This is a genomic window from Caulobacter sp. SSI4214, from assembly GCF_012184455.1.
Lineage (GTDB): Bacteria > Pseudomonadota > Alphaproteobacteria > Caulobacterales > Caulobacteraceae > Caulobacter > Caulobacter vibrioides_E.
Map to the genome: position 1 here is coordinate 23,356 of NZ_SZWJ01000018.1, position 24,601 is coordinate 47,956.

A 24,601-nucleotide genomic window follows, 5' to 3' on the forward strand; every position below is an offset into this window, starting at 1 on the left:
GATCGCAGATCCTCCCCCGCGACGCGGGGGAGGTGGCCCAGAGGGCCGGAGGGGGCTAACGGGGCGGGTGGCCAGCTTGCCCCCTCAGCCGGCTCCGCCGGCAGCTCCCCCGCATCGCGGGGGAGCATCTGATGAGATGATCACGTCCCCCTCGGCTTCGCCCGCGTCACCGGCGCGGCGTTGGCCGGATCGTCCGGCCACACGTGCCTCGGATACCGCCCCTTCATCTCGACCTTCACCTCGCGCCAGGAGCCTTTCCAGAAGCCCGGCAGGTCCTTGGTGATCTGGATCGGGCGGTGGGCGGGCGAGAGCAAGGCGAGCGTCAGCGGCACCTTACCGCCGGCGACGCTGGGATGCTCGGCGAGACCGTAGAGCTCCCCAACCCGCACCTCGACGCGGGGTCCGCCCTCGGCGGCGTAGTCGATGGCGAAGGTGTTGCCCGTCGGCGCCTCGAACCGCGCGGGCAGCAGGGCGTCCATTTTTCGCTGCAGGTCCCAGGGCGCCAGGGTCTTGAGCGCGTCGTGCAGGGTCCCCTCGTCCAGGCTGGAGAGCGAGGAACGTCCGGCCAGCAGCGGCTCCAGCCATTCGTCGAGCCGCGCGATCAGAGTCGCTTCGGAGAGGTCGGGCCAGTCCTCGCCATCGACGGCGCGCAGGAAGGCGACGCGATCCAGCAGCGCCCTGCCCCGCTCGCCCAGGCGCAGGGCCGACAGACCCTCGGCGCGGACCTGGTCCATCAGCGCGCCGACGATCATCGCCGGGTCCGGGTTCTCGATGAGGCGCTCTTCGAGGACGAGCTTGCCCAGGCGCAGCAGCCGCTTGGCGCGCACCTTGCCCCCGGCGGTCTCCAGGCGGTCCTCGGCCACGAGGCGGCCGGCGAAGGCCTCGCGAAGGTCCGCCTCGTCGACGGCGGCGGCCAGAAGGATGCGGTCGCGGCTGTCGCCGCCACCCAGCTCGCCAACCGCCAGCCAGGCTTCGCGGGCCAGCGGATCGGTCGGCTCCAGATAGACTCCGCGCCCGCCGGCCAGTTGAAACTCGCCGGGCTTGCCGCGCGCCTTGGCGACCCGCTCGGGATAGGCCTCGGCCAGCATCAGGCCGATCTCGAGTTCGGGCGCCTTGGACGGCTTGCCGGCCGCGCGGCTCCAGCGCTCGACCAGGGCCATGGCGTCGCGGCTCCGGGGCGAGCGGTCGCGATGCAGGGTCTCCAACCGGCGGCGGAGGTCGACGTCCCTGCCGCCCAGTCCCTGCTCGGTGAGCACGGCGGCGATCTCGGCCGCTTCGCGCGCCTGGCCCGAGGCGGCGGCGCGGACCACCATGTGCGCGAGGCGCGGCGGCAGCGGCATGTCGGCCAGGGCCTTGCCGTGGGCGGTCAGATCCCCCTGCCCGTCCAGCGCCTGGATGCGGGTCAGCAGGGTTCGCGCCTCGGCGAAGGCGGCGGCCGGCGGCGGGTCCAGGAAGGTCAAGCCCGACGGATCGCGCGCGCCCCAGCGGGCCAGATCCAGGGCCAGGCGCGAGAGATCCGCCTCCAGGATCTCCGGCCGCGCGAAGGGCGGCAGCGCGCGGGTCTCCGGCTCGTCCCACCGGCGGTAGCAGACGCCAGGCTCGGTGCGCCCCGCGCGGCCTCGCCGCTGGTCGGCGGCGGCGCGGCTGACCCGGACGGTTTCCAGCCGCGTGATGCCGCTGGCCGGGTCATAGCGCGGCACACGGACCAGGCCCGCGTCGATCACCACGCGCACGCCTTCGATGGTCAGGCTGGTTTCGGCGATCGAGGTGGCCAGCACCACCTTGCGACGCCCGGCGGGCGACGGCGAGATAGCGCGGTCCTGGGCGGCCGGCTCCAAGGCCCCGTACAGCGGCGTCACGTCGACGTCCGGTCGGCGCAGCCGCTCGTTCAGCCAGCTCTCGGCGCGGCGAATCTCGCCCTGGCCCGGCAGGAAGACCAGGATCGATCCCGTCTCCTCGGCCAAGGCCCGCTCGACGGCGCGGCCGACCCGCTCCTCAAGCCGCTGGCGCTCATCGCGGCCGAGATAGCGGGTGTCGACCGGGAACATCCGCCCCTGGCTCTCGACCACCGGCGCGTCGTTCAGCAGGGCCGAGATTCGGGCGCCGTCCAGGGTCGCCGACATGATCAGCAAGCGCAGGTCGTCGCGCAGCACCCCTTGCGCGTCGCGGGCGAAGGCCAGGCCCAGATCGGCGTCCAGACTGCGCTCGTGGAACTCGTCGAACAGCACGGCGGCGACGCCGTCCAGGCCCGGGTCGTCGAGAATCATCCGGGTGAAGACGCCTTCCGTGACCACCTCGATGCGCGTGCGGGCCGAAACCTTGGACTGCAGGCGCACGCGGAAACCGACCGTCTCCCCCACCGATTCACCCAGATTGGCGGCCATCCGAGACGCGGCCGCCCGAGCGGCCAGCCGGCGGGGCTCCAGCACGATGATCTTGCGCCCCTCGACCCACGGCGCATCCAGGAGCGCCAAGGGAACGGCCGTCGTCTTGCCCGCGCCAGGCGGCGCGACGAGAACGGCGGTCTCCCGTTCGGCGAGGGCGCCTTTCAGCGCCGGAAGGGCCTCGAAAATGGGCAACATCGCGCCCGCTTTAACGTCCGACGCCCACCTCGCCAAGCATCGCTGGACTAGCCAGGCGCGCGGAGAACATTTACGCGCATCCACCGCTCGACCTTGACCCCATGCTCATAAAAGGGTCACGGTCCGCAAAATTTTCCAAAGGCGACCCCAGGGGGAGTCTTGCCTATCCAGGAGGAACTATGTGGCGCGTAAAATCGCTTGATGCGATCCTAGCGACGGCCGAGAAAAAATCCCTTCATCGCTCGCTAGGTCCCATCCAGTTGACGCTGCTGGGGATCGGCGCGGTGATCGGTACGGGCATCTTCGTTCTGACCGCCACCGCCGCTCAAAAGGCCGGCCCGGGCATGATGATCTCGTTCATCATCGCCGGCCTGGTCTGCGCGGTCGCCGCGCTCTGCTACTCCGAACTGGCCTCGATGGTTCCGGTCGCCGGCTCGGCCTACACCTATTCCTACGCGGTCATGGGCGAGGTGGTCGCCTGGCTGGTGGGCTGGGCTCTGATCCTGGAATACGCCCTGGGCGCCAGCGCCGTGGCGGTCGGCTGGTCCGGGCACATCGTCGGGTTCCTCGACGCGGTCGGGATCCACATACCCCATGCCTTGACCGTGGGTCCGAAGCTGTCGATCGGCGGCTTCATCCAAGGCGGCGAGGTCGGCGGCGTCGTGAACCTGCCCGCCGTGGTGATCACCGCGGTCGTCACCGCCCTGCTGATCCTGGGCACCAAGGAAAGCGCCAATTTCAACGCGCTGCTGGTGGCCGTGAAGGTCACCGCGCTGACGCTGTTCGTGGTCCTGACCCTGCCCATCGCGCTGGGACACGGCGCGAACTTCCACCCCTTCACCCCGCGCGGCTGGGGTAATCCCCTGGGCTCGTCGGGGACGGGCGTGCTGGGCGCGGCCGCCTCGATCTTCTTCGCCTATGTCGGTTTCGACGCGGTCTCGACCGCGGCCGAGGAAACCAAGAACCCGCAACGCAACGTTCCCATCGGCCTGATCGCCAGCCTGCTGATCTGCACGATCTTCTACCTGCTGGTGGCCGGCGGCGTGATCGGCTCGTTCGGCGCCCAGCCGCTGATCGACCCGGCGACGGGCCAGCCCTTCGCCGACGGCTCGCCGGCGCTGTACGCCAGCGCCGCCTGCACCAGCGCCCACGCGCCCCTGGTCTGCTCGAAGGAAGCCCTGGCCCACGTGCTGCGCGAAGTCGGCCATCCGCTCGCCGGCTATATGGTCGGCCTGGCGGCGACGATCGCCTTGCCCTCCGTCGTGCTGCTGATGATGTACGGCCAGACCCGCATCTTCTTCGTGATGGCCCGCGACGGCCTGCTGCCCAAGGGCCTCAGCGCCGTGCACGCCAAGTTCAAGACGCCGTGGATCATCACCCTGATCACGGGCGTCGCGGTGGCGATCGCCGCGGCCTTCCTGCCCGTCGGACAGCTGGCGGACTATTCCAACTCCGGCACGCTGTTCGCCTTCGCGGCGGTGTCGCTGGGCGTGATGATCCTGCGCCTGACCGACAAGAGCCGCCCGCGTCCGTTCCGCACGCCGCTGCTGTTCGTCGTGGCCCCGCTGTCGATCATCGGCTGCGTGGTCCTGTTCCTCAGCCTCGGCAAGGAATCCAAGACGGTGTTCTACGTCTGGACCGCGATCGGCCTGGTTTTCTACTTCGCCTATGGCTTCTGGAAGTCGAACGTGCGCCTCGGCGTCGTCGACGTGCCGGAACTGGCCGCGGACGCGCCGCCCACGGGCGTCGCCCCGATGCCGGGCGCTCCGGCCCCGGGCTCGAAGGAAGAGCGTTCTTGATCTCCAGCCGATAGGCTTTAGGTCATGGAGGGCGGGCGCTTCGGCTCCCGCCCTTTTCGTTTTGGAGGCCTCTCCGATGACCATGCCCATCGCCGCCATGATCGCGCCGGTCACGCCGCTGCAGCAGAACTGCACGATCGTCTGGTGCACCAAGACGATGAAGGCCGCGATCATCGATCCGGGCGGCGAGGTCGATCGGCTGGTCAAGGCCCTCGCCGAGAAGGGCCTGACACTGGAAAAGATCTGGATCACCCACGGCCACATGGACCACGCGGGCGGCGCGGCCGAGCTCAAGGTCCGCACCGGCGCGCCGATCGAGGGCCCGCATGAGGACGACCAGTTCTGGATCGACCGCATCCAGCAGTCCGGCGAGATGTACGGCATTCCCGAGGCCCGCGTCTTCGTCCCCGACCGCTGGCTGAAGGACGGCGACAAGGTCACCCTGGGCGAGACCGAGTTCGAGGTCTTCCACTGCCCGGGTCATACGCCCGGCCACGTCGTGTTCTTCCATCGCGAGACCAAGTTCGCCCAGGTCGGCGACGTGCTGTTCCAGGGCTCGATCGGCCGCACCGACTTCCCGCTGGGCAACCACCAGGACCTGATCGACTCGATCACCCAGAAGCTGTGGCCCCTAGGGGGCGACGTGCGCTTCGTGCCCGGCCACGGCGGCATGTCCAGCTTCGCCGCCGAGCGCGCCAACAACCCCTTCGTCGGCGATCGCGTGATCGCGGCGATGAAGGCGCAGGGCGCGGCCTATCAGACGCCCCAGAACCACTCCCCGGGGTGAGCCACGGCGATGCGACACTGGATCGCACGCGGGTTGCGTCGCTGTTTCAGGCGTGAAATCTGAAGGTGACGGGGCCGTGACAGGAAAGTTCACATGGAAAATCTCCAGACCACCGCCCAGACCGATCTCGACGCCTCGCGGGGGGCCGCCCCGCGCATCCTGATCGTCGATGACGATCCGGGCATTCGCGACGTGGTGTCCGACTTCCTCGGCCGCCACGGCTATGCCGTCGAGACCGCCCAGGACGGCCGCACGATGGAACAGGCCCTGGCGCGCGGCCCGATCGATCTCATCGTTCTCGACGTCATGCTGCCCGGCGAGGACGGCCTGGCCATCTGTCGGCGCCTGTCGTCGGCCGGCGATGGCCCCGCCATCATCATGCTGTCGGCCATGGGCGAGGAGACGGACCGTATCGTCGGGCTGGAGCTCGGCGCCGACGACTACCTGCCCAAGCCCTGCAATCCTCGCGAGCTTCTGGCTCGCATCCGCGCCGTGCTGCGCCGACGCCAGGAGCCCCGCGCCGCCGACGACGCCATGGGCGCGGCCTGCGAGTTCGCCGGTTGGCGGCTGGACCTTGTGCGCCGTGAGCTTCGCTCGCCGCAGTCGGTCGTGGTGAACCTGTCCAGCGGCGAATTCTCGCTGCTGCGCGCGTTCGTCGAGCGTCCGCAGCGCGTGCTGACCCGCGACCAGCTGCTGGACCTCGCACGCGGCCGCGACAGCGACGCCTATGACCGCGCCATCGACGTTCAGATCAGCCGTCTTCGCCGCAAGCTGGACGACGGCGGCGGCAGCGAATTGATCCGCACGATCCGCAGCGAGGGCTACATGTTCACCGCCAAGGTCGTGCGCACCCCATGAGCGTCATCCGGCGCGGCGCGCCGCTGTTCGTCCAGGCGCTGGGCCTGGTCATCGTCACCCTGGTGGCGGCCCAGCTGATCTCGATCGCGGTCATCTTCACCCTGCCGCCGCCGCCGCCGGAATTCTATCGCGCGGCCGAGATCATCAAGGCGCTGAAGACCGGAGAGCCGGTGCAGCCTCGCGACGGCCGCCTGCTGGTCATCAAGCAGCGCGCGTCGTTCGGTGTGAGCTCTGGTCCGGACAGCCCCAAGCGGGCCGACTTCAAGGCCGGCATCGGGCGCGCCATCGACGTTCCCACCGATCGCATCGAACTGCAGATCGACAACGGCCCGCGCTTCTTCGTGCGCCGCAATCCCGTGACGCCGCCCAAGCCCCAGGACGACGGCCCAAAGGGCGAGCGGGGCGGCCCCCGCGAGCCCTTCGCGCGCGAACCTGGCGAGCGCGGCGCCGGCGCGGCGCCAGGCGGGCGAAGCCAGGGCCGCGACGAGCCGCTGATCTTCGGCGACTTCAAGCTGGGCGTGCGCCAGAGCGGCGGCCACTGGCTGGTGGTCGAGCCCAAGCCGACCTTCCGCTTCGACAGCTGGCAGCAGCGCGTCCTGCTGATCCTGATCCTGTCCGTGATCGCGGTGACGCCGCTGGCGTGGCTGTTCGCCCGACGCCTGGCTCAGCCCATCACCGCCTTCGCCGACGCCGCCGAGCGCCTGGGCAAGGATCCGCGCACGCCGCCGCTCAGCCTTTCCGGATCGGCCGAGGTGGCCGCCGCCGCGTCCGCCTTCAACATGATGCAGGAGCGGCTGCGCCGCTATGTCGAGGACCGCACGGCCATGGTCGGGGCGATCGCCCACGACCTGCGCACGCCGTTGACTCGCCTGAAATTCCGCATCGAGGCGGTGCCGGACGACATCCGCCCCAAGATGGCCGCCGACATCGACCAGATGGAGGCCATGATCGCCGCCACGCTCGGCTTCGTGCGCGACACCAATCGCCCCGCCGAGCGCACCAAGCTGGAACTCTCGTCGCTGCTGGAGAGCGTCATCGACGAAGCGGCCGAGACAGGTGGCGACGCCAGCGTCGACCGCGTCGAGAAGACGGTGATCCAGGGCGATCCCGTGGCCTTGAAGCGTCTGGTCGCCAACCTGGTGGAAAACGCCCTGAAATACGGCGGCGCGGCGCGGGGGCGGGTCTTCGCCGAGCCGGGCATGGCGATCATCGAGGTGGACGACGATGGTCCGGGCGTGCCGCCGGCCGAGCTGGAGCGGGTCTTCGAGCCCTTCTATCGCGGCGAGCCCTCACGCAATCGCGAAACGGGCGGAATTGGGCTGGGCTTGGCCGTGGTGCGCTCTCTGGCCCGCGCCCATGGCGGCGACGTGGTGCTGATCAACCGTCCGGGCGGCGGCCTGCGCGCCAGCGTGCGCCTGCCCGCCTGACCGGATCGAGGCCAAGCTCGGCGGACTTGTTGCCGCCGTGCAAAGCGCGTCGGCTCTCCTGACATCGCCGCGCAATCGGGCCGGGCTTCAAAGCTTGGCCGATTGGAGGCTCTCCGGATGATAGTTCGCTCGCTGGGCGTGACCGCCCTGGCCCTGACCTTGACCGCCTGCGCCAGCGGACCGCCAGGACATGGTCCGGATCGGCCACGCGATGATCGTCCCCACGGCCAGAGAGACGGTGGCCCCATGGGTGGCGGCCCTCAGCTGTTCATCAGTCCGGCCGGCGAGCCCTTTCGCGCCCCGCCCGGCGCGCCTTATCCGGTCGTCGACTGGTTCAACGGCGCAGACGCCAATCACGACGGCCTGCTGAGCCGCGACGAGTTCGTCGCGGACTCCGTGCGCTTCTTCAACGTGCTGGATCTGGACCACAACGGCGTCCTCGACGGGTTCGAGGTCTCGAACTACGAGAACCATGTCGCGCCCGAAATCATCGGCGGAGCAGCGCCCTCGATGCGCCGCGGCCCACGGGGCCTGGGCCAGGACGAGGACGGCGACGCGCCGCGTCGCAGGCCCGAGGGAACCAACGTCCTGCAGGGCGCGGCGCTGTTCGGCCTGATCGCCGAACCCGAGCCGATCATGGCCGCCGACAGCGACTTTGACGGCCGCATCACCAAGGACGAGGCGATCAAGGCGGCCAAGACCCGCTTCGCCCTGCTGGACGTCAATAAGGACGGGGTGCTGAAGCTAGACGAATTGCCCAAGACGCCGGCCCAGACGGGCCTCGCGGCCGGGCGCGGCGGTCACGGCGGCGGTCGTGGAGGACGCAGCGGCCCTACGCCCTAGCCGCCCACCAGGCCCGCGATGATGTTGATGCCCAGCGCCAGGATGGCGGTGTTGTAGAAATAGGCCGTGGCGGCGTGCGCGGTGACCAGCTTGCGCAACTGCGAGGTCAGGATGCTGTTGTCCGAGACCTGGAAGGTCGCCCCGACGCTGAAGGACAGGTAGGCGAAGTCCATGTAGCTGGTCGGAGGCTCGCCCGGGTAGTCGATCCCGGGCTTCCCCGCGCCGTTGCCGAAATGACGGTGGGCGTAATGCAGGGTGAACACGGACTGCAGCACCAACCATGAGAGCATCAGCGTCGCCCCCGCGCAGGTGGCGATCATGAACTTGAGACTGGGGCCGGCGGATTTCGCGGCGATCATCGCGTCCACCACCGCCCCGAGGCTGGCGGCGATGGCGGCCAATACGATCAGCAGCAGCACCGGCACGCCCTCGTCCTCGGCGGCGGCGCGCGACCGGACCTCGGCTTCGTCGGCGCGTAGAAACAGGGTCCAGGTCGTCAGCAGATAGGCCGCCGCCCCGCTATCCCAGGCGAGCAGCAGATGGGTGGCGCGCGGCGCGCCGGCGAATTTGAAGATCACCCAGGCGAGTCCCCCGACCACCATCGCGGCCGGCAAGCGCCAGTGCGCGAAGGTGCGATCCGCCATCTGCTTGGTCTTACGGGCCATTCTGTGGAGACTCCTCGGACGGGTCCAATCCCTGTGCGGCGTAATTAGTGCGATCGCGCGGTGAACCGAAAGCGTCTTCGCTGGTTACTTCACCGGAACGCGCAGGAAACGACGCCAGTGACCGACCCAGACGCCCCGCCGCCACCCGAGCCCAAGCCGCCCGAGTACGAGCCGGGCGTCACGCCCGTCGAGGAGCCCCCCACCTCGCCGCCGCCCGTCGATCCAGGGGACGATCGTCCCTATGACGCCGCGCCCCGCCGTGCCGCCTTGTGACCAGTCCCGACTAGGAGCCCCACATGGACACCGATAGCGAACGTCCCCGCGGTCGTCGCGGCTTCGCCGCCATGGACCCGGAACGCCGCCGCGAAATCGCCAGGAAGGGCGGAGCTAGCGTGCCCAGCGAAAAGCGCAGCTTCGCCAAGGATCGCGATCTGGCGGCGAACGCCGGACGCAAGGGCGGTTCGTCCTCGCGCGGCGGTCGACCAGGCGAACGTCTCTAAAAGGACGTAGCGGATCTTCGGATCCAGCGCGCCGGTTCCGAGATGCTCGGAGCCGGCGCGTTTTGGCGTGTCGGACGCCGCCGTCAGGCGGTCAGGGCGTAAATCGCGAATTCGGGTTGAGGGCTGACCCAGCGTTGGGACACGGTCCAGCCGGCCCGCGCGGCGATCGCCTCGAAAGCCTCCGCGGGATACTTGTGCGAGTTCTCGGTGTGGATCGTCTCCCCCGCCGCGAACCGGAAGCCGTGGTCGCCGACCATGACGATCTGGTCGCGCAGGCTCTCAAGATGCATTTCGATCCGACTGTCCGCCGCGTTCCACACCGCCTTGTGAGCGAAGGCGGCCGGATCGAACGTGCCGCTCAGTTCGCGATTGATGTGGACCAGGATATTGCGATTGAACGCCGCCGTGACGCCCTGGGCGTCGTCATAGGCCGGGATCAGCACGGCGGGGTCCTTGGCGACGTCGACGCCGACGATGAACAGCGCGCCCTCCCCCAGCAACGCCTTGGCCTGACACAAGAGCGCCTCGGCCTCGGCCGGCGGGAAATTGCCGATCGTCGAGCCGGGGAAGAAGCCCACCGGCGTGCGCCCCTTGGCGCCGTCGGGCAGACGCATGGCCTTGGTGAAGTCGTCGACCAGGGGCGTGACGGCCAAGTCCGGATAGGCCTTGCGAAGGCTGGCGGCGGCGTCCTCGAGCGCGCTGGGGCTGATGTCGATCGGCGCATAGACGGCGATATTCGGCGCCGCGTCCAGCAGGATGCGGGTCTTGGTGCTGGCCCCGCTGCCGAACTCGACCAGCGCCGCGCCGCTCGGGATGCGCGCGGCGATCTCCGGCGCGATCCGGCGCAGCAACGCCGTTTCTGTTCGGGTCAGATAGTACTCCGGCAGGTCGCAGATCGCTTCGAACAGGCGCGAGCCCTCGGCGTCGTAGAAATACTTGGCCGACAGGGTCTTGGGCAGGGCCGACAGACCCGAGATGACGTCCTTCAGGAAGGTGTTTTCCGGGGTCACCTCGGTCAGGCGGTCGTCGTCGGCGAGGCGCAGGCCCGCGAACATCCAGCGGCTGCCCGGATGGAAGAAGTTGCGATAGGTCGCTCGCGAATGGCCCGGCGGCGTGGCTTCGCAGCTCCCCCGCAGCACCATCTGGCTGACCATGAACTTGCCGTTGTACTCGCCCAGCGCGCCGGGACTGGGCTTGAAGCCGGGATAGGCCGAATAGGCGCTGGCGGTCCACTGCCAGGCCGCGCCGCACACCTGCCGAAGGGACGCGCTTCCGCTGGCGGTCACGGCGGCTTCCCACTCGGCCTCGGTCGGCAGGCGGCGCCCGGCCCAGGCGGCGTAGGCGGCGGCCTCGTAATAGCTGACATGGACGACCGGCGCGTTCGGATCGACCGGATGGCGCCCGCGCAGGGTCATGGTCGTCCAGGTCCCGTCCGCCTCGCGCCGCCAGTAGCCAGGCGCTTCCCAGCCCTCGGCCTTCACCGTCGCCCAGCCTTCGGAGAGCCACAGGTCGGCGCGACCATAGCCGCCCGCCTCGATGAAGGCCATCCACTCGCCATTGGTCACCAGACGGTCTGAAAGGCGAAACGGCGCGACATAGGTCTTGTGGCGCGGACGCTCGTTGTCGAAGGCGAAACCCTCCTCCCCCGCCCCGATCTCCACCAAGCCGCCGGCGAACCGGTGAAAACGCTGCGGCCCCGCGTCGACGCGCGCCGAAGGCGCGCCCGGCTGATAGGCCGGGCTCAGCGGCGACTGAGCGAAGAGGTGCAGGATATCCATCAGGATCAGCTCCTGGTGCTGCTCCTCGTGGTTCAGACCCAGCTCCACCCGCTCGCGGATTTCCTCGGTCAGCGATCCCTCGAGCAGGCGCGCCATGGCCGCGTCGACATGGGCGCGATAGGCGCCGACCGTTTGAGCCGAGGGCCGGGTCAGAAGGCCGCGCTGGGGGCGCGGCTGCCGAGGTCCGGCCGCCTCATAGTACGAGTTGAACAGATAGCCGAACGCCGGGTCATAGGGCGCGTAGCCGGGTAAGAACGGCGTCAGGACGAAGGTTTCGAAGAACCAGGTCGTATGGCCGCGATGCCACTTGGTCGGGCTGGCGTCGGGCATGGACTGCGCCGACTGGTCCTCCGGCGAGAGCGGCCCAGCCAACGACTCGGTGCGCCAACGGGTCCGGCGATAGCGCTCCAGAAGGGCATCGCCCGAAATGTCGGCCTCGTCCAGGGCGGGCAGGTCGTCCGGGGTCATGAGCTCTCCTGTGGGGCTCGCGGCCCGAGCGACGACAACGTTCCCGGAACCTCGGTGTTCCTCTTGCCTTAGGCAAGACGCCATGGCGCGTCCTGCTGCCAGCGGTTGTCAGGAGTCGGCGGACAAGATCCGCCGCCACCGCCCGACACATTTTGGCCTCAATTTTTCAGCCGCGCATGGAGGGTCCCCGCTTCCGAGGGCGTCTCTCTTACGGAGGACGTCGGCCAGCCCCTTACGGGTCGACGCGCCTGCCGGTCGGGGAATTGAGCAGCCCCGACCGGCGCCATACCCCTTCGAATTTTCGCGAAATCAAGCGTTTGGTTCGTCCAGCAGGCCCGAGATCACGAGCCGCAACACCTCGGTCGCGCGCTTGGGCGACAAGGCCTGTTCGCGACGCAAGCGGCTCCAGGCCTCGAAGCTGAGCATCAAATCTATCGCCTCGAAGCGAACCTTGTCCTTGGCCAGCTCGGGCGGCAGTTGTCCGCGCAGGATGTCGCGCGACACGCGCACCATGCGCTCGCTGTCGGCGACAAGGGCCGGCGACTGGTGGCGATGCACCTCGGACGCCCGCTTGAACGCGGCGATCTTCTCGTAGGCCCAGCCGCGCCGCTCGACCAGCTCCAGCACGCGCTCTCGCGGAGTCGCGCCCTTGAACGGCGTCTCGACCAAGGCCATCAGCTCCGAGGAGATAACGGCCGACATCTCGCGATAGAGGCTGTCCAGGTCGCTGAAGTGGCGGAACACCGTGCGCAGACCGACATCGGCGCGGGCCGCGACCAACTCCGCCGACGGCGAGACATCGCCTTCCCGCACAAGGTCCAGCATGGCCTGCACGATGCGGGCGCGACTGTCTTGCGACCGACGCCGGCGGCCATCGGCGGCGGGCTCCTCGACGCCGGTCTCGCTGGGAGGACCAAGATAACGCACGGCGGAGCTCACGACCTGGATTCTCCTTGTTTCCGTCCGTGCTTAGACCGAGCGCCGCCGCGCGGCTACATCAGAACTTGAAGAGGTTCAGACGGTTGGACCAACGGATCTCCTTCGACCCCGCCGGCAGCGAGGCGAAGTCCCCGTCGTGGCCCACCTTGATCGGCCCGCCGAAGATCGCGCGCGACCGGCCCAGGAACGGCCCTTCCAGCGCCCGCGTCGGCAGCGGCGGGATGATGTGGTAGAAAAGGACCTCGCGCGCGCCCGCTTCCTTCGCCTCGCGCGCCGCGACCTCGGGCGCGGTGTGATAGCTCAGGATGTCATGGAAGATGTGGGCGTAGTTTGAGCGCCCGCCCTCCATCGCCACCTCCCGCTGGACGGCCACCAGGTTCGGGGCCAGACCCTCGTGGACCAGCAGGTCGACGCCCTTGGCCGCGCGAACAAGACGTTCCGAGGGACCGGTGTCGCCGCTGATCACGACGCTGCGGCCCTTGTAGTCGAAGCGATAGCCGACCGCGCCCTCGACCGGATGATGCTGGACGGGGAAGGCCCAGACCTTCAGCCCCGGCTTCTCCAGCACCAGAACGTCGGGACCATTGGGATCGGCCGTGAACGGATGCGGCGCGCCGCCAAAGCCGGACGGCGGCACGACGCTCTCGCCATGGTGCGCGATGCGATAGCCGCGATCCAGCGTATAGGCGGTCTCGAACCCCTGGACGACCTGATCCAGGCCTTGGGGCCCATAGATCGGCAGCGGCGCCTTGGCCGCGCCGCCAGCCCAGTGCTGCAGCATCAGTTCACCCAGATCGCCGATGTGATCGGAGTGGTAGTGGGTGATGAACGCCGCCTGCAGCCGCGGGGGCGGAAGGTTCATGATCAGCAGGTTGCGCGTCGAGCCGGACCCGGAGTCGACGACGAACAGGTCCTTGCCCGCCAGCACCACGACACAGGGCCCCGCCCGTCCCGGGTCCGCCATCGGCGCGCCCGAGCCGCAGAGGCCCACCTGCAGACCATCCGGCAGCTGGGCCAGCGGGTCGCTGGCGAGGATCTGCTTGTAGGCCTGACGCATCGTGGCTTCGGCCAGACGCTCGCGGAACAGCCAGGCGCCGCCCAGCCCCAGCAGCGCCACGGCGACCGCCGCGCCCAATCCGATCCAGAGTTTCCGCACGACCGCCTCCCGTCTTGACCAAGAGCGCCCATAATGACACTCATTATGCCAATATCAACAGTCGTAACGAACCACGGGAGAACGCAATGGACGTGCTGCGCACGCCGGACGAGCGGTTTGAGAATCTTGCCGGCTGGCCCTACGCGCCGCGCTACACTCAGGTGCGCGACGCGGACGGAACCGAGCTTCGGATCCACCATGTCGATGAAGGTCCGCGCGATCAGCGGCCGATCCTGCTGATGCATGGCGAGCCGTCGTGGGCCTATCTGTATCGTCAGGTGATCGCCGACCTGACGGCGCGCGGCCGACGGGCCGTCGCCCCGGACCTGGTCGGCTTCGGGCGCTCCGACAAGCCCGCCGCCCGCGCCGACTATACCTTCGAGCGCCACGTGGCCTGGATGAGCGCCTGGCTGGTCCAGAACGATCTCAAGGACATCGTCCTGTTCTGCCAGGACTGGGGCGGACTGATCGGCCTGCGCCTGGTCGCGGCCTTTCCGGAGCGCTTCGCCGCCGTCGTGGCCTCGAACACCGGCCTGCCGATCGGGGTGGGCAAGAGCGAAGGCTTCGAGGCCTGGCTGAATTTCAGCCAAAACACGCCGGAGCTGCCGATCGGCTTCATCCTCAACGGCGGCACGGCGCGCGAGCTCTCGGACGCCGAACGCGCCGCGTATGAGGCCCCCTTCCCCGACGAGACCTACAAGGAAGGCGCCCGGATCTTCCCCGCCCTGGTTCCGATCACCCCCGAACATCCCTCGGTGGAAGAGAACAAGGCCGCCTGGGCGGTCCTGGAACGGTTCGAAAAGCCGTTCGTCACCGCCTTCAGCGACGCCGACCCGATCACGCGCGGCGGCGAGACGGTGTTCCAGAGCCGGGTGCCCGGCGCGCGAAACGCCGCGCACGTCACGCTGAAGGGCGGCCACTTCATCCAGGAGGACAGCCCGTCCGAGATCGCCGCCCTGCTGGACGGCTTGGTCGCCTCCCTTCCGTCCCAGGAGCCCGTCGCATGAACGTTCTGAACGCTGTTTTCCCGACTCCCGAGCAATTCCAGTCGTTCTTCGGCGCCCCTGAGGATGGTCCGTTCGTCATGGTCAACCTCCTGAAGTTCAAGGAGAAGGCCGAGTACGAGGACGGGTCCGAGCCGGATCTGCCGGGGCGCGAGGCCTATAATCGCTATGGGGTCGAGGTCGCCAAGCTGGTCACGGCCCTAGGCGGCAAGATCCGCTACAGCGGCGCGGTCACGGGTCTGATGATCGGCGAGATCGAGGAGCCATGGGACGCCGTCGCCCTGGCCGAATACCCCTCGCTGGCCGCCTTCCAGAAGATGGCCTTGTCGCCGGAGATGCACGCCATCGAACATCACCGCAAGGCGGGCCTGGCCGGGCAACTGAACATCCGCACGAAGCCGGGTCCGGGCTTCTAGAGCGCGTTAGGTTTAAGTGTGAGCGGTTAAACCGCTCGAACGCGCTCTAAATATTTGAATTTAGAGCCTGTTTATCCGCTTCAAATGATTCCATTTGAAGCGGACAGGCTCTAAGGCGTCGCTCCGAGGGTGAGGACCGCGCCTAGCGCGGCGCCTCATCCCTCCCGGAGCACGGTCCTGAAACCAATATGCGAGGCCCCGCCGTCGGGCGGCCCCGGCGTGCGCGCGGCGGGCCGGTAGCGGAAGCAGAAGTCATCCGAGCACAGGAACGACCCGCCCTTGATGACGTGCTTGGGCGTGTTCGGCTCGTCCGGGTCCAGCGCGCGGATCTCGGGCGGACCGCCCATTTCGATGACGCTGGCGGGGGCCAGTCCGGGCCGGAACCAGTCCTTGGTCCACTCCCAGACATTGCCGGCCATGTCGACCAGGCCATAGCCGTTGGGCGGAAAACAGCCGACGGGCGCGGCCTGGGCCTTGAAGCCGTCCGTCCCCAGATCCTGGGCGGGGAACACGCCCTGCCAGGTATTGGCGCGCGGGTGGTCCGGCGTCTGGGGCTGGTCGCCCCACGTATAGCGCTTGCCGACGAGGCCGCCCCGCGCGGCGTATTCCCACTCCGCTTCGGTCGGCAGATCGCGGCCCAGCCACTTGGCGTAGGCCATGGCGTCTTCCCAGGCGATGTGGACCACCGGCCAGGCCTCGCGCCCGCGAATGCTGGAGCGCGGCCCGTCGGGATGACGCCAGTCGGCGCCCGGGATCACCCGCCACCACTGGGAAGGGTCGTCCGACCTCGCCGCCTTCGCCCCCACGAAGACCAGCGAGGCCGGGCCCCTCTGGGCCGCCGGCACGCGGGCGTAGCGCGCGGGGTCGAGCGGCCGTTCGGCCACGGTGCGGTATCCCGTGGCGGCGACGAACCGCGCGAAGGCGGCGTTGGTGACTTCGGTCCGATCGATCCAGAACGGCGCGACCTTGACGGTCTCCGGAGGTCCCTCCTCGGCCCGCAGCGGGGCCGCGCCCATGGCGAAGGTTCCGCCCGGCAGGCGGACCATGCCCGCCGTGCGGTGGGCCGGGTCCGGGACCGGAACCTCCTTCAGGCAGGCCTTGGGCGTTGGCTTGCCGCAGCTCGCCAGCGCCAGAGCCGCCAGGACGAAAAGCGCTCTTAGTTGTCCCAATAGATGTACTCGTCGTCCTTCTTGGCCGGCTGGCCGCCCGGATGGTCGATATAGATCGCGCCCGAGAGCAGCGAGGGCCAGGAGGGCTTGGCCATCTGACTGTCCAACTGCGCCAGCGTGGCCTTCAGCTCGCGCACCTTTTCGGGGTTGGACTTGGAGAGATCGTGGCGCTCCGTGGGGTCCGCCGACAGATCGTACAGCCAGACCCTGTTTGGCTCCTGGGCGACCTGAAGTTTCCAGCCGCCCGACAGCACGACCTCGTAGCGGCCCGAGCGCCAGTACATGGCCTTGTGCGGGTCTCCGGTCGTCTGCCCCTTCACGAACGGGACGAGGTCGACGCCGTCGATGACCCGATCCTTGGGTACGGGGGCGCCGGCCGCCCCGGCGGCGGTGGCGAAGATGTCCACGTGACCGACCGGGCTGCGATAGATCCCGCCCGCCGGCAGTTGCCCCGGCCAGCGCAGCAGGAACGGCACGTGGATGCCGCCTTCGAAGAAGGTCGCCTTCCAGCCGCGATAGGGTTTGTTGATGTCCGGCAGCCCGATGTAGTTGGCCCCGCCGTTGTCGGAGGTGAAGATCACCAGGGTGTTCTTGTCGAGGCCCTTGTCCTTCAGGGTCTGAAGCACGCGGCCAATATTACGGTCGAGGTTGCGGACCATGGCGCCATAGACCCGCAGCCGGTGATCCTTGATCCGCGGCAGGGCGTCGTAGTCGGCCTTGGGGGCCTGCAGCGGCGTGTGCACCGCGTTGTAGGCCAGATACATGAAGAACGGCCGGTTCTTGTTCTTGTCGATCGCCGTGATCGCCTGATCCGTCAGGTAGTCGGTCATGTAGGCGTTCGGGTGGAACAGCTTGGAGCCGTTGTACTGCACCGCGTAGGGCAGCGCGCCCCACAGGAACTTGTCGATCGGATCGAAGTCCTGACGCGACTCCTCGACCGAGGGATCGCCGGCCGGAGCGAACAGCGAGGCGCCCGCCATGAAGCCCAGGCTCTCGTCGAAGCCCTGATCCTCGGGCCGCGAGCCCTTGACCCCGCCCAGGTGCCACTTGCCCAGGTGAATGGTGTGATAGCCGCGCGGCTTCAGCGCCTCGGCGATGGTGATCTCGGTCGAGGGCACGGCCTCGCTGCTGTCGTCCCGGGGCGCGTTCTTCACCTCTGCGGCGTTGAAGCGCGAGGGATGCAGCGGATCGCCCGCGTGACCGCCGACGACGCGGGAGAAGGCCACCGGCGTGGGGGTGAACTCGAAGCCGAACCGGGTGGCGTAACGGCCGGTCATGATCGCCGCCCGCGACGGCGCGCAGGTGGCGTTGCCCGCATAGCCGTTGGCGAAGGTCACCCCGTCATGGGCAATGGAATCGATATTGGGCGTGGGCACGGCGCCATTGGCGACGCCCCCGCCATTCAGGGTGATGTCATTGTAGCCGAGGTCGTCGGCCAGGATGAACACGACGTTCGGCGGCCGTTCGCCCGTCGGCGCCTCGCTGGGCCCCTGCGCCCAGGTCACCGGGTGGTAAGCCTCGATCTTCGGCTGCTTGGCCCGCGCGGCCAGAATGATCAGGTCAAAGCGGAAGTGCCAAAGGGCGGCGCCCGCCGCGACCAGAACGGCGACCGCCGCCAAGGCTATTTTCCAACCCTTCATCGGGGCCTCCCCTCGTTGTCGACGCGAAGCATATATTGACATTCATCGTGCCGCTAGATGTCATCCGCACGACATTTCGGAGGCAACATATCGTGTCCCTGCGCACCGTCCTCATGCGAAGCGCGACCGCCGCCCTGACCAGCCCGGCTCGCCGACGCATGGCCCGCGACCTCGCCGCCCTGCGCGCCCGTCTTCGCGGCGAGCCCCCGACGATCCGCTATTTCCATCAGGCCGACGATCCCTATTCCCATCTGGCGGTCCAGGTCCTGCCCCGGCTTCGCGCGCGCTACGCCGCGCGGATCGAGGTGAGCTTGGTTCCGCCGCCCGAGGACTCGGCGGTGCCGGACCGGGCCAGGCTGCGCGCCTACGGCCTGCGGGACGCCCGGCGGCTGGCGCGCGCCCGGGGCCTGGACTTCCCGTCCGACGCCGCCCTGCCCGCCCCCGACACCGTCCGCCAGCTGCAAGCCGTGCTAGCCGAGGCGCTGCGCCAAGATCGCTTCGACGAGGCGGCTCTCGCCGCCGGAACCGCGATGTGGGCCGGTGATCAGGAGCCTCTGAACCGTCTCGCGGGCCCTCTAAAGGACCAGAGCACGGCCTCGCTCGATGACCTCCTGAAGCGAGGCGAACAGGAGCGCCAGCGCCTGGGCCACTATCTGGGCGGCATGTTCCATTTCGAGGGCGAATGGTTCTGGGGCGTCGATCGCCTGGGCCATCTGGAATCCCGCCTGGCGAACCGCGGCCTCGACCGGGAACCGGGCCGCCCCGCCATCGCCCCCGCCTTCGAGCCGCGCCTGGAGGGGCCGCGCGAAGGCCCAGCGCCGACCGTCGAGCTCTGGTTCTCGTTCCGCAGCCCCTATTCCTGGCTGGCCCTCCCGCGCGCGCGAACCCTGGCCCAGGCCTGGGGGGCGAAGCTGGAGCTGCGCCCCATCCTGCCGATGGTCATGCGCGGCTTGGCCGTGCCGCGCATCAAGACGCTCTACATCACCCTCGACTGCAAGCGAGAAGCCGAGCGTCTGGGCCTGCCGTTCGGCAAGATCGTCGATCCGGTCGGCGCGGGCGCCGCGCGAGCGCTGGCGGTGCTGCACCACGCGATCGATCTGGGCGTGGGCGAAACCTTCTCCGAACTGGGCCTGAAGGCCGCTTTCGCGGACGGGATCGCCCTGGCCGAGGACAAGGGCCTCTACGGCGTGGCCCGCGCCGCCGGTCTGACCGACGCGCAAACCGCCGCCGCCCTGGCCGACGAAAGCTGGCGCCAGCGCGCCGAGGTCAATCGCGCCGCGCTCCTCGACGCCGGCCTCTGGGGCGCGCCGAGCTTCCGGATCGCCGGCGGCCCAGCCTACTGGGGTCAGGACCGTCTCTGGATGCTGGAAGACGACCTGCGGGCCGCGAAATCCTCGCCCCCGGCCGAAGCCCCCGGGGGCTGACGCAAGGCCGTGATGAGCGGTTGCCGCTCAAAAGCGCTTGGGCGAATGACAACGTGGGACTATCCATTCGCCGATGCTCACCCAGACCGACAGCACCGCGGCCCTCCCAGCCTCCGCCAGCGCCGCTGAACGGGCCCGCAATCACCGGCGGACGCCCGTCCGTCGCCTGCGCCTGGGCCTGGCGCTCTTCGCGATCGCCGTGGGCGTCGCGGTCGTGGGCCAGGCGTCCTGGCGCGGCTTCGTCGCGCAGAAGACCGACACCCAGGCCACCGGCCCCGCCCTGCAGCTGGGCAAGCCCCGCTTTTCCGGCACGCTGAAGGACGGTCGAGCCTTCCTGATCACCGCCGACAGCGCCGAGCGCGACGCCAAGGACGAAAACCTGGTGCACCTGGTGTCTCCGGTCTTGATCCGGGGATACGGCTCGCCCGAAGCCAGTCAGGCGACCGCCAAGTCCGGCGCCTATCGCGAGGACGCCCATACCCTGCTGCTGTCCGATGCGGTGAGAATCACCAGCGCGGAAGGCTATGTGTTCGACGCCCCCCAGGCGCTGATCGACACGCGCACCGGCGAGGTCAGCGGACAGTCGGGCATCGCGGGCGGGGGCCCGAAGGGCAGCACGCGCGCCAACAGCTATAACGTCACCGACAAGGGCGACCGCGTCGTGCTGAAGGGCCGCGTCCACACTCGGCTGGAGCGCCAGCGCTGACGTGGCCGCCGCCAAACACGTCCGCCTCGCCGACCTTCCGTCACGCTCTCGGGTCCGATCGGGCCTGACGGCGGCCGGCTTCGCGCGCCTGGCGCCGACGGCATGACGGCCGTCGCGCCTACCGCGCCTCAAACGCCGATCCGGCGCGTCCTGGCCAACGCCGGACAGCTGCTGAGCGGCCGCGCGGTGAACGCCGTCGTCGGCCTGGCCTATATCGCCCTGACCGCCCGTAGCCTGGGCAAGGAAACGATGGGCGTGCTGGTGATCATCAACGCCTTCGCCCAGTTCCTGGGGGACGTGGCGCATTTCGAGTCCTGGCAGACGGTGATCGCCTACGGGACCAAGCCGCTGGCCGATAAGGATCTGCCCAGATTCCAGCAGGTGCTGCGCCTGTCCCTGCTGCTGGACCTGATCAGCAGCGTCGTCGGCGTCGCCCTGGGCGTCCTGGGCGCGTGGCTGTTCTGGGAGGCGCTGCGCTGGCCGCCCGGCATGAGCGGCTATGGCGCGCTCTACGCCCTGTCGATCGGGGTCATGACTCCCGCGACCGGCGTTGGCCTGCTGCGGCTGTTCGACCGTTTCCGTTACTTGGCCGCCGAGCAGGCGGTCAGCTCGTTCGTGCGGATGATCGGCTGCGCGATCTGCGCGCTGGCCCACGCGCCGATCCAGTATTTCCTGCTGGCCTGGGCGGCGGGCGCGTTCGCCTCGTTCTTCTACATCGCCGCCGTCGCCGTTCGAGACCTCCGCGCGCGCGGCCTCCTGAGCGGCTTTCGACCATGGGGACCGACCAGTCGGGGTCTGCCCGGCGTCTGGCGCTTCGCCCTGTCGACAAACTTTTCCGGCACGCTGGAGGTGGGCTTCACCCACGTGCTGACCATGGCCGTCGGCGCCATCCTGGGTCCGGTCCAGGCGGCCTATTGGCGGATCGGCAAGCAGGTGGCCGACGGCATGGCCAAGCCCGCGCGGTTGATGGTCCCGGCGCTCTACCCGGAGCTAGCCAAGCTGCGCGCCGCGGGCGGCCAGCGGGCCATGACCAGGCTCGCCATTCAGATCGCCCTGATCGGCGGCGCGGCCGCCGGCGTACTGCTTATGGTCAGCCTGCTCGCCGGCCGCTGGATCCTGGAAACCGTGATGGGCCAGGCCTTCGGCGCGGCCGCCGGCGTGATGAACTGGCAGGTCGCCGCCGCGGCCATCGGGGTCATGACGCTGCCTCTGGAGCCGATGCTGGTGTCGATGCGCGCGGCCGGCGCCGCGCTGATTGTCCGGCTGGTGGTCGTGATCGCCTATTTCGCCGCCCTGTTCCCCCTGATACGGACGTTCGGCCTGGCGGGCGCGGGCGCCGCTCTGGTTGCGTCCGCTTTGGCTCTGGGCCTGGGCATGTATTTCATGGCGCGGCTCAGGCTCGCCCGACTCGCGGCGGACGAAGGTCTCGCCGCTGCTGACTAAAGACGATGAAGGCCGAAGTGATGATAACCCCCACGGCGTCTGAACGCACCGTCCGGTTCGCCGACTTCCCGACGCTGACGCAAGCGCTCGACTTCGCCGCCTCGGGCGAAACCGGCGTCAACCTGTACTCGCTGCGCGGCGAGCTGGTCGAGGCGCTGCCCTACGCCAAGCTGCGCGAGGACGCCCTGGTCCTGGCGCGCCGGCTTCTGGCCACGGGCGCCCAGCCGGGCGACAGCGTGGCCTTGCTGGCCGAAACCGACGGCGACTTCGTCCGCGCCTTCTTCGCCTGTCAGTACGCCGGCCTGCTGCCCGCGCCGATGGCCCTGCCGACCCCGCTGGGTGGTCGCGCGGCCTATATCGAGCAGATCAAGACCCTGGCGACCTCCGCCCAGGCCAAGATCCTGATCGGCCCCGTCGGCCTGATGGAGTGGGTCGCCGAGATCGGCGAGGGCGCCGGCCTCGCCTTCGCGGGCGTTCTCGCCGACCTGCCGGAAGACGGCGGCGCGGCCCTGCCCGCCATCACGGCCGAAGATCCTTGCTACCTGCAATTCTCGTCGGGCAGCACCCGCACGCCGACCGGGGTGCTGGTCCGCCACAAGGCGCTGATGGCCAACTGCGTGGCGATCACGCGCGATGGCCTTCAAGTCGCGCCCAGCGACCGCGCCATCTCGTGGCTGCCGCTATATCACGACATGGGCCTGATCGGCTTCCTGCTGGCCCCCCTTTCCTGCCAGATGTCGGTCGACCTGCTGCCGACCGGGGCGTTCGTGCGCCGACCATTGCTGTGGATCGACCTGATCTCGCGAAACAAGGCCACCACCGCCTATAGCCCCACCTTCGGTTACGAGCTTTGCGCCCGCCGCGTCCAGGGCCAGTCGCTCGAAGCCTACGACCTGCGCCATTGGCGTCAGGCTGGCCTGGGCGGCGACATGATCCGGATGCCGCCGCTGAAGGCCTTCGTCGAGGCGTTCGCCCCCGCTGGCTTCTCCGACAAGGCGTTCGTCGCCAGCTACGGCATGGCCGAGGCGACCCTGGCCCTGTCGATGGCTCCGCTGGGCAAGGGCCTGCGGGCCGAGACCCTGGACGTCGAGCGCCTGGAGCGCGACGCCCTGGCCGTCGACGCGCCGGAAGGCTCCGAACGCGCCCGCGACTTCGCCCGCTGCGGCCCCGCCCTGCCCGACCACTTCCTGGAGGTGCGCGGCGAGGACGGCCAGGTCCTGCCCGAGCGCGGCGTCGGCCGGATCTTCGCCAAGGGCCCCTCGGTGATGAGCGGCTATTTCGCCAATCCGGAGGAAACCGCTCGCGTGCTCTCGGCCGACGGCTGGCTGGACACCGGCGATCTCGGCTTCAAGATCGAGGGCGAGATCGTCATCACCGGCCGCGCCAAGGACCTGATCATTCTGAACGGCCGCAACATCTGGCCGCAGGACCTGGAGTGGACGGCCGATAACGAGATCGAGACGCTTCGCAGCGGCGACGTCTGCGCCTTCTCCATCCCGGCCGAGCCCGAAGACCAGATCGTGGTGCTGGTGCAGGCGCGCGGCGGCGACGCGGAAAGCCGCGCGGCCCTGGTCGAGCAGGTGACGACCCTGCTGCGCACCCGCCATGGCGTGGACGCCAAGGTCAAGCTGGTCGGCGCCCACGCCCTGCCCCAGACCTCCTCGGGCAAGCTGAGCCGTTCCAAGGCCAAGGCCGCCTATCTGGCCGGGACCTACGGCGACTAGCATGAGCATCGTCGCCGTCACCGGAGCCACCGGTTTCCTGGGGCGCCACCTGGTCCGCGCCCTGGCCGAGGCCGGCTGGACGCCCCGAATCCTGGCGCGCCGCGATCCCGTCCATCCGCTTTGGCGGGACGTCGAGTTCGAACTGGTGACCGGCGACCTTTCGACTCCGGGCGCGCTGGAGCGGCTGTGCAAGGACGCGACCGTGGTGATCCATGTGGCGGGCCTGATCAAGGCCGCCTCGCTGGAGGGTTTCAACCGGGTCAACCGCGACGGCGCCCGGGCCGCCGCCCTCGCCGCCAAGGCGGCCGGGGCCCGCTTCATCCTGGTTTCGAGCCTAGCGGCGCGCGAGCCGGGCCTGTCGCGTTACGCCGCCAGCAAGCGCGCCGGCGAGGACGCAGTGCGCGAGGTCCTGCCCGACGCCCTGATCGTTCGCCCCCCCGCGATCTATGGACCAGGTGACACGGCGACGCTGCCGCTGTTCGATCTGGCGGCCAGGAGTCCGGTCTTGCCCGTGCTCTCGCCGGCCACGCGGGTGGCGCTGATTCACGTCCAGGACGCCGCGGCCAAGCTCGTCGCTTTCTGTCGCGACCCGGTTGTCGGCGTGGTCGAGGTCTCGGATGTGCGGCGCGACGGTTACACTTGGACAGAAATTATGACTGGCGCCGCGACCGCGATAGGCGCAAAGCCCCGCTTGGTAAGAGTGCCAGACAAGGCTTTGATATTGATGGGAACCCTAGCGGATGCTTGGTCCTTGGCCTCTGGAAGCCCGACTGTTTTCGGGTCCGGCAAGGCTCGGGAGTTGCTTCACGCCGATTGGTCCCTATCTAGCGCTCCGATATCGGAGGGAGTACCCAGCGTTTTCGGGCTGGTCGACGGGTTCGCTCACACCGTCGGGTGGTACCGGGCGGAAGGCTGGTTGTCCGAAAATATCGGCGCCTAGTTCGAATATGGCGGAAAACTGACAGACTCGCCGTTACAGTTAGTGTCACGGGTGGGGCTCCCGGAGGTTTGATTTAGAATGGAAACGGTAACGGATCTCAGCTTGCGCGAGATCGGGGTGGCGGCGGCCAAGGTTCTGGGCCGGCCTGTCGAGGTGCGCGCCGAGTCGCACATCGGCCGTGACCTCGCCGTGGACTCTCTTGCCCTCATGAACATCATCATGGAGCTCGAAGACACCTTCGACATCTCCATTCCGCTTGACCGCTTGGCCTCTGTCGAGACCGCGGGCGACCTTTCCAAACTGATCAACGATCTCCGGACTAGGGCTTAACTA

The 24,601-nt window shown here is 69.1% G+C and carries 22 protein-coding genes; 15 read left to right on the top strand and 7 right to left on the bottom strand.

The annotated features are described in order from the left end of the window. Positions 1 to 140 precede the first annotated feature (140 nt). Entirely contained in the window at positions 141 to 2,582 is a 2,442-nt protein-coding gene (gene hrpB / locus FCU40_RS07685; protein WP_168074111.1) for an ATP-dependent helicase HrpB, read from the bottom strand. A 179-nt stretch (positions 2,583 to 2,761) separates the two neighbouring features. Here hrpB and FCU40_RS07690 point away from each other — a divergent pair, with 179 nt between their 5' ends. The 5 genes from FCU40_RS07690 to FCU40_RS07710 all read left to right on the top strand — a co-directional run bounded on the left by FCU40_RS07690 (position 2,762) and on the right by FCU40_RS07710 (position 8,296). After that, positions 2,762 to 4,381: an amino acid permease gene (locus FCU40_RS07690; RefSeq protein WP_168074113.1), complete on the top strand. Its 1,620-nt coding sequence runs from the start codon at positions 2,762 to 2,764 to the stop codon at positions 4,379 to 4,381. Positions 4,382 to 4,457: 76 nt separating this feature from the next. Continuing rightward, a complete protein-coding gene (locus FCU40_RS07695; RefSeq protein ID WP_004619719.1) occupies positions 4,458 to 5,168 on the top strand; it encodes an MBL fold metallo-hydrolase in 711 nt (236 codons plus the stop codon). Between the two features lie 93 nt (positions 5,169 to 5,261). Continuing rightward, complete coding sequence (locus tag FCU40_RS07700; RefSeq protein ID WP_004619720.1) at positions 5,262 to 6,026, top strand: response regulator; 765 nt, start codon at positions 5,262 to 5,264, stop codon at positions 6,024 to 6,026. Beyond that, on the top strand, positions 6,023 to 7,453 hold the full coding sequence (locus FCU40_RS07705) for an ATP-binding protein (RefSeq protein WP_168074115.1): 1,431 nt from the start codon (positions 6,023 to 6,025) through the stop codon (positions 7,451 to 7,453). The genes FCU40_RS07700 and FCU40_RS07705 overlap by 4 nt, the downstream gene beginning before the upstream one ends. 117 nt (positions 7,454 to 7,570) lie before the next feature. After that, a complete protein-coding gene (locus FCU40_RS07710) occupies positions 7,571 to 8,296 on the top strand; it encodes a hypothetical protein (RefSeq protein WP_168074117.1) in 726 nt (241 codons plus the stop codon). On the opposite strand, the gene FCU40_RS07715 is transcribed toward FCU40_RS07710, so the two are convergent. Further along, the gene (locus FCU40_RS07715; protein WP_004619729.1) at positions 8,293 to 8,961 is read right to left on the bottom strand and encodes a DUF1345 domain-containing protein; all 669 of its coding nucleotides are present in this window, start codon (positions 8,959 to 8,961) and stop codon (positions 8,293 to 8,295) included. The two genes, FCU40_RS07710 and FCU40_RS07715, sit on opposite strands and share 4 nt — an antisense overlap. Before the next feature lie 117 nt (positions 8,962 to 9,078). Here FCU40_RS07715 and FCU40_RS07720 point away from each other — a divergent pair, with 117 nt between their 5' ends. Both FCU40_RS07720 and FCU40_RS07725 read left to right on the top strand, forming a co-directional pair. Next, positions 9,079 to 9,234: a hypothetical protein gene (locus FCU40_RS07720; protein ID WP_168074119.1), complete on the top strand. Its 156-nt coding sequence runs from the start codon at positions 9,079 to 9,081 to the stop codon at positions 9,232 to 9,234. Positions 9,235 to 9,257: 23 nt separating this feature from the next. After that, on the top strand, positions 9,258 to 9,461 hold the full coding sequence (locus FCU40_RS07725) for a general stress protein (RefSeq protein WP_004619732.1): 204 nt from the start codon (positions 9,258 to 9,260) through the stop codon (positions 9,459 to 9,461). A gap of 83 nt (positions 9,462 to 9,544) precedes the next feature. On the opposite strand, the gene egtB is transcribed toward FCU40_RS07725, so the two are convergent. The 3 genes from egtB to FCU40_RS07740 form a co-directional block, all read right to left on the bottom strand. Next, positions 9,545 to 11,707, bottom strand: coding sequence for an ergothioneine biosynthesis protein EgtB (gene egtB, locus FCU40_RS07730; protein WP_168074121.1), 2,163 nt, complete (start codon positions 11,705 to 11,707; stop codon positions 9,545 to 9,547). 309 nt (positions 11,708 to 12,016) lie between these two features. Beyond that, positions 12,017 to 12,646, bottom strand: a complete 630-nt coding sequence (locus tag FCU40_RS07735; protein ID WP_168074123.1) for a TetR/AcrR family transcriptional regulator — start codon at positions 12,644 to 12,646, stop codon at positions 12,017 to 12,019. Positions 12,647 to 12,704: 58 nt separating this feature from the next. Further along, entirely contained in the window at positions 12,705 to 13,802 is a 1,098-nt protein-coding gene (locus FCU40_RS07740) for an MBL fold metallo-hydrolase (RefSeq protein WP_168074125.1), read from the bottom strand. 86 nt (positions 13,803 to 13,888) lie between these two features. On the opposite strand from FCU40_RS07740, the gene FCU40_RS07745 reads away from it, so the two are divergent. Beyond that, positions 13,889 to 14,809, top strand: a complete 921-nt coding sequence (locus tag FCU40_RS07745; RefSeq protein ID WP_168074127.1) for a haloalkane dehalogenase — start codon at positions 13,889 to 13,891, stop codon at positions 14,807 to 14,809. Continuing rightward, entirely contained in the window at positions 14,806 to 15,222 is a 417-nt protein-coding gene (locus FCU40_RS07750; protein WP_004619740.1) for a DUF1330 domain-containing protein, read from the top strand. Before FCU40_RS07745 ends, FCU40_RS07750 begins: the two co-directional genes overlap by 4 nt. A 155-nt stretch (positions 15,223 to 15,377) precedes the next feature. Here FCU40_RS07750 and FCU40_RS07755 read toward each other — a convergent pair whose 3' ends face one another. Further along, a complete protein-coding gene (locus FCU40_RS07755) occupies positions 15,378 to 16,391 on the bottom strand; it encodes a formylglycine-generating enzyme family protein (protein WP_168074129.1) in 1,014 nt (337 codons plus the stop codon). Beyond that, positions 16,379 to 18,031 carry a sulfatase-like hydrolase/transferase gene (locus FCU40_RS07760; protein WP_168074131.1) on the bottom strand — a complete coding sequence of 551 codons (1,653 nt, stop codon included), beginning with the start codon at positions 18,029 to 18,031 and terminating at the stop codon, positions 16,379 to 16,381. Before FCU40_RS07760 ends, FCU40_RS07755 begins: the two co-directional genes overlap by 13 nt. 113 nt (positions 18,032 to 18,144) lie before the next feature. On the opposite strand from FCU40_RS07760, the gene FCU40_RS07765 reads away from it, so the two are divergent. The 6 genes from FCU40_RS07765 (at position 18,145) to FCU40_RS07790 (ending at position 24,598) form a co-directional block, all read left to right on the top strand. Further along, positions 18,145 to 19,455: a DsbA family protein gene (locus FCU40_RS07765; RefSeq protein ID WP_168074171.1), complete on the top strand. Its 1,311-nt coding sequence runs from the start codon at positions 18,145 to 18,147 to the stop codon at positions 19,453 to 19,455. 73 nt (positions 19,456 to 19,528) lie between these two features. Continuing rightward, on the top strand, positions 19,529 to 20,161 hold the full coding sequence (lptC, locus tag FCU40_RS07770; RefSeq protein WP_004619748.1) for an LPS export ABC transporter periplasmic protein LptC: 633 nt from the start codon (positions 19,529 to 19,531) through the stop codon (positions 20,159 to 20,161). A 102-nt stretch (positions 20,162 to 20,263) separates the two neighbouring features. Beyond that, the gene (locus tag FCU40_RS07775; RefSeq protein ID WP_168074133.1) at positions 20,264 to 21,604 is read left to right on the top strand and encodes a lipopolysaccharide biosynthesis protein; all 1,341 of its coding nucleotides are present in this window, start codon (positions 20,264 to 20,266) and stop codon (positions 21,602 to 21,604) included. A 5-nt stretch (positions 21,605 to 21,609) separates the two neighbouring features. Next, a complete protein-coding gene (locus tag FCU40_RS07780; protein WP_168074135.1) occupies positions 21,610 to 23,328 on the top strand; it encodes a fatty acyl-AMP ligase in 1,719 nt (572 codons plus the stop codon). A gap of 1 nt (position 23,329) precedes the next feature. Further along, on the top strand, positions 23,330 to 24,268 hold the full coding sequence (gene cerR / locus FCU40_RS07785) for a ceramide reductase (RefSeq protein ID WP_004619754.1): 939 nt from the start codon (positions 23,330 to 23,332) through the stop codon (positions 24,266 to 24,268). Positions 24,269 to 24,346: 78 nt separating this feature from the next. After that, positions 24,347 to 24,598: an acyl carrier protein gene (locus FCU40_RS07790; protein ID WP_004619755.1), complete on the top strand. Its 252-nt coding sequence runs from the start codon at positions 24,347 to 24,349 to the stop codon at positions 24,596 to 24,598. The last annotated feature ends 3 nt before the right edge of the window (positions 24,599 to 24,601 follow it).

Coding starts and splice junctions, on each gene's coding strand:
- FCU40_RS07725 (WP_004619732.1), top strand. CDS start 9,258: ATGGACACCGATAGCGAACGTCCCCGCGGTCGTCGCGGCTTCGCCGCC.
- FCU40_RS07750 (WP_004619740.1), top strand. CDS start 14,806: ATGAACGTTCTGAACGCTGTTTTCCCGACTCCCGAGCAATTCCAGTCG.
- FCU40_RS07760 (WP_168074131.1), bottom strand. CDS start 18,031: ATGAAGGGTTGGAAAATAGCCTTGGCGGCGGTCGCCGTTCTGGTCGCG.
- hrpB (WP_168074111.1), bottom strand. CDS start 2,582: ATGTTGCCCATTTTCGAGGCCCTTCCGGCGCTGAAAGGCGCCCTCGCC.
- FCU40_RS07790 (WP_004619755.1), top strand. CDS start 24,347: ATGGAAACGGTAACGGATCTCAGCTTGCGCGAGATCGGGGTGGCGGCG.
- FCU40_RS07705 (WP_168074115.1), top strand. CDS start 6,023: ATGAGCGTCATCCGGCGCGGCGCGCCGCTGTTCGTCCAGGCGCTGGGC.
- FCU40_RS07745 (WP_168074127.1), top strand. CDS start 13,889: ATGGACGTGCTGCGCACGCCGGACGAGCGGTTTGAGAATCTTGCCGGC.
- FCU40_RS07765 (WP_168074171.1), top strand. CDS start 18,145: ATGCGAAGCGCGACCGCCGCCCTGACCAGCCCGGCTCGCCGACGCATG.
- FCU40_RS07710 (WP_168074117.1), top strand. CDS start 7,571: ATGATAGTTCGCTCGCTGGGCGTGACCGCCCTGGCCCTGACCTTGACC.
- FCU40_RS07775 (WP_168074133.1), top strand. CDS start 20,264: ATGACGGCCGTCGCGCCTACCGCGCCTCAAACGCCGATCCGGCGCGTC.
- FCU40_RS07695 (WP_004619719.1), top strand. CDS start 4,458: ATGACCATGCCCATCGCCGCCATGATCGCGCCGGTCACGCCGCTGCAG.
- FCU40_RS07690 (WP_168074113.1), top strand. CDS start 2,762: ATGTGGCGCGTAAAATCGCTTGATGCGATCCTAGCGACGGCCGAGAAA.
- FCU40_RS07715 (WP_004619729.1), bottom strand. CDS start 8,961: ATGGCCCGTAAGACCAAGCAGATGGCGGATCGCACCTTCGCGCACTGG.
- egtB (WP_168074121.1), bottom strand. CDS start 11,707: ATGACCCCGGACGACCTGCCCGCCCTGGACGAGGCCGACATTTCGGGC.
- FCU40_RS07700 (WP_004619720.1), top strand. CDS start 5,262: ATGGAAAATCTCCAGACCACCGCCCAGACCGATCTCGACGCCTCGCGG.
- lptC (WP_004619748.1), top strand. CDS start 19,529: ATGCTCACCCAGACCGACAGCACCGCGGCCCTCCCAGCCTCCGCCAGC.
- cerR (WP_004619754.1), top strand. CDS start 23,330: ATGAGCATCGTCGCCGTCACCGGAGCCACCGGTTTCCTGGGGCGCCAC.
- FCU40_RS07780 (WP_168074135.1), top strand. CDS start 21,610: ATGAAGGCCGAAGTGATGATAACCCCCACGGCGTCTGAACGCACCGTC.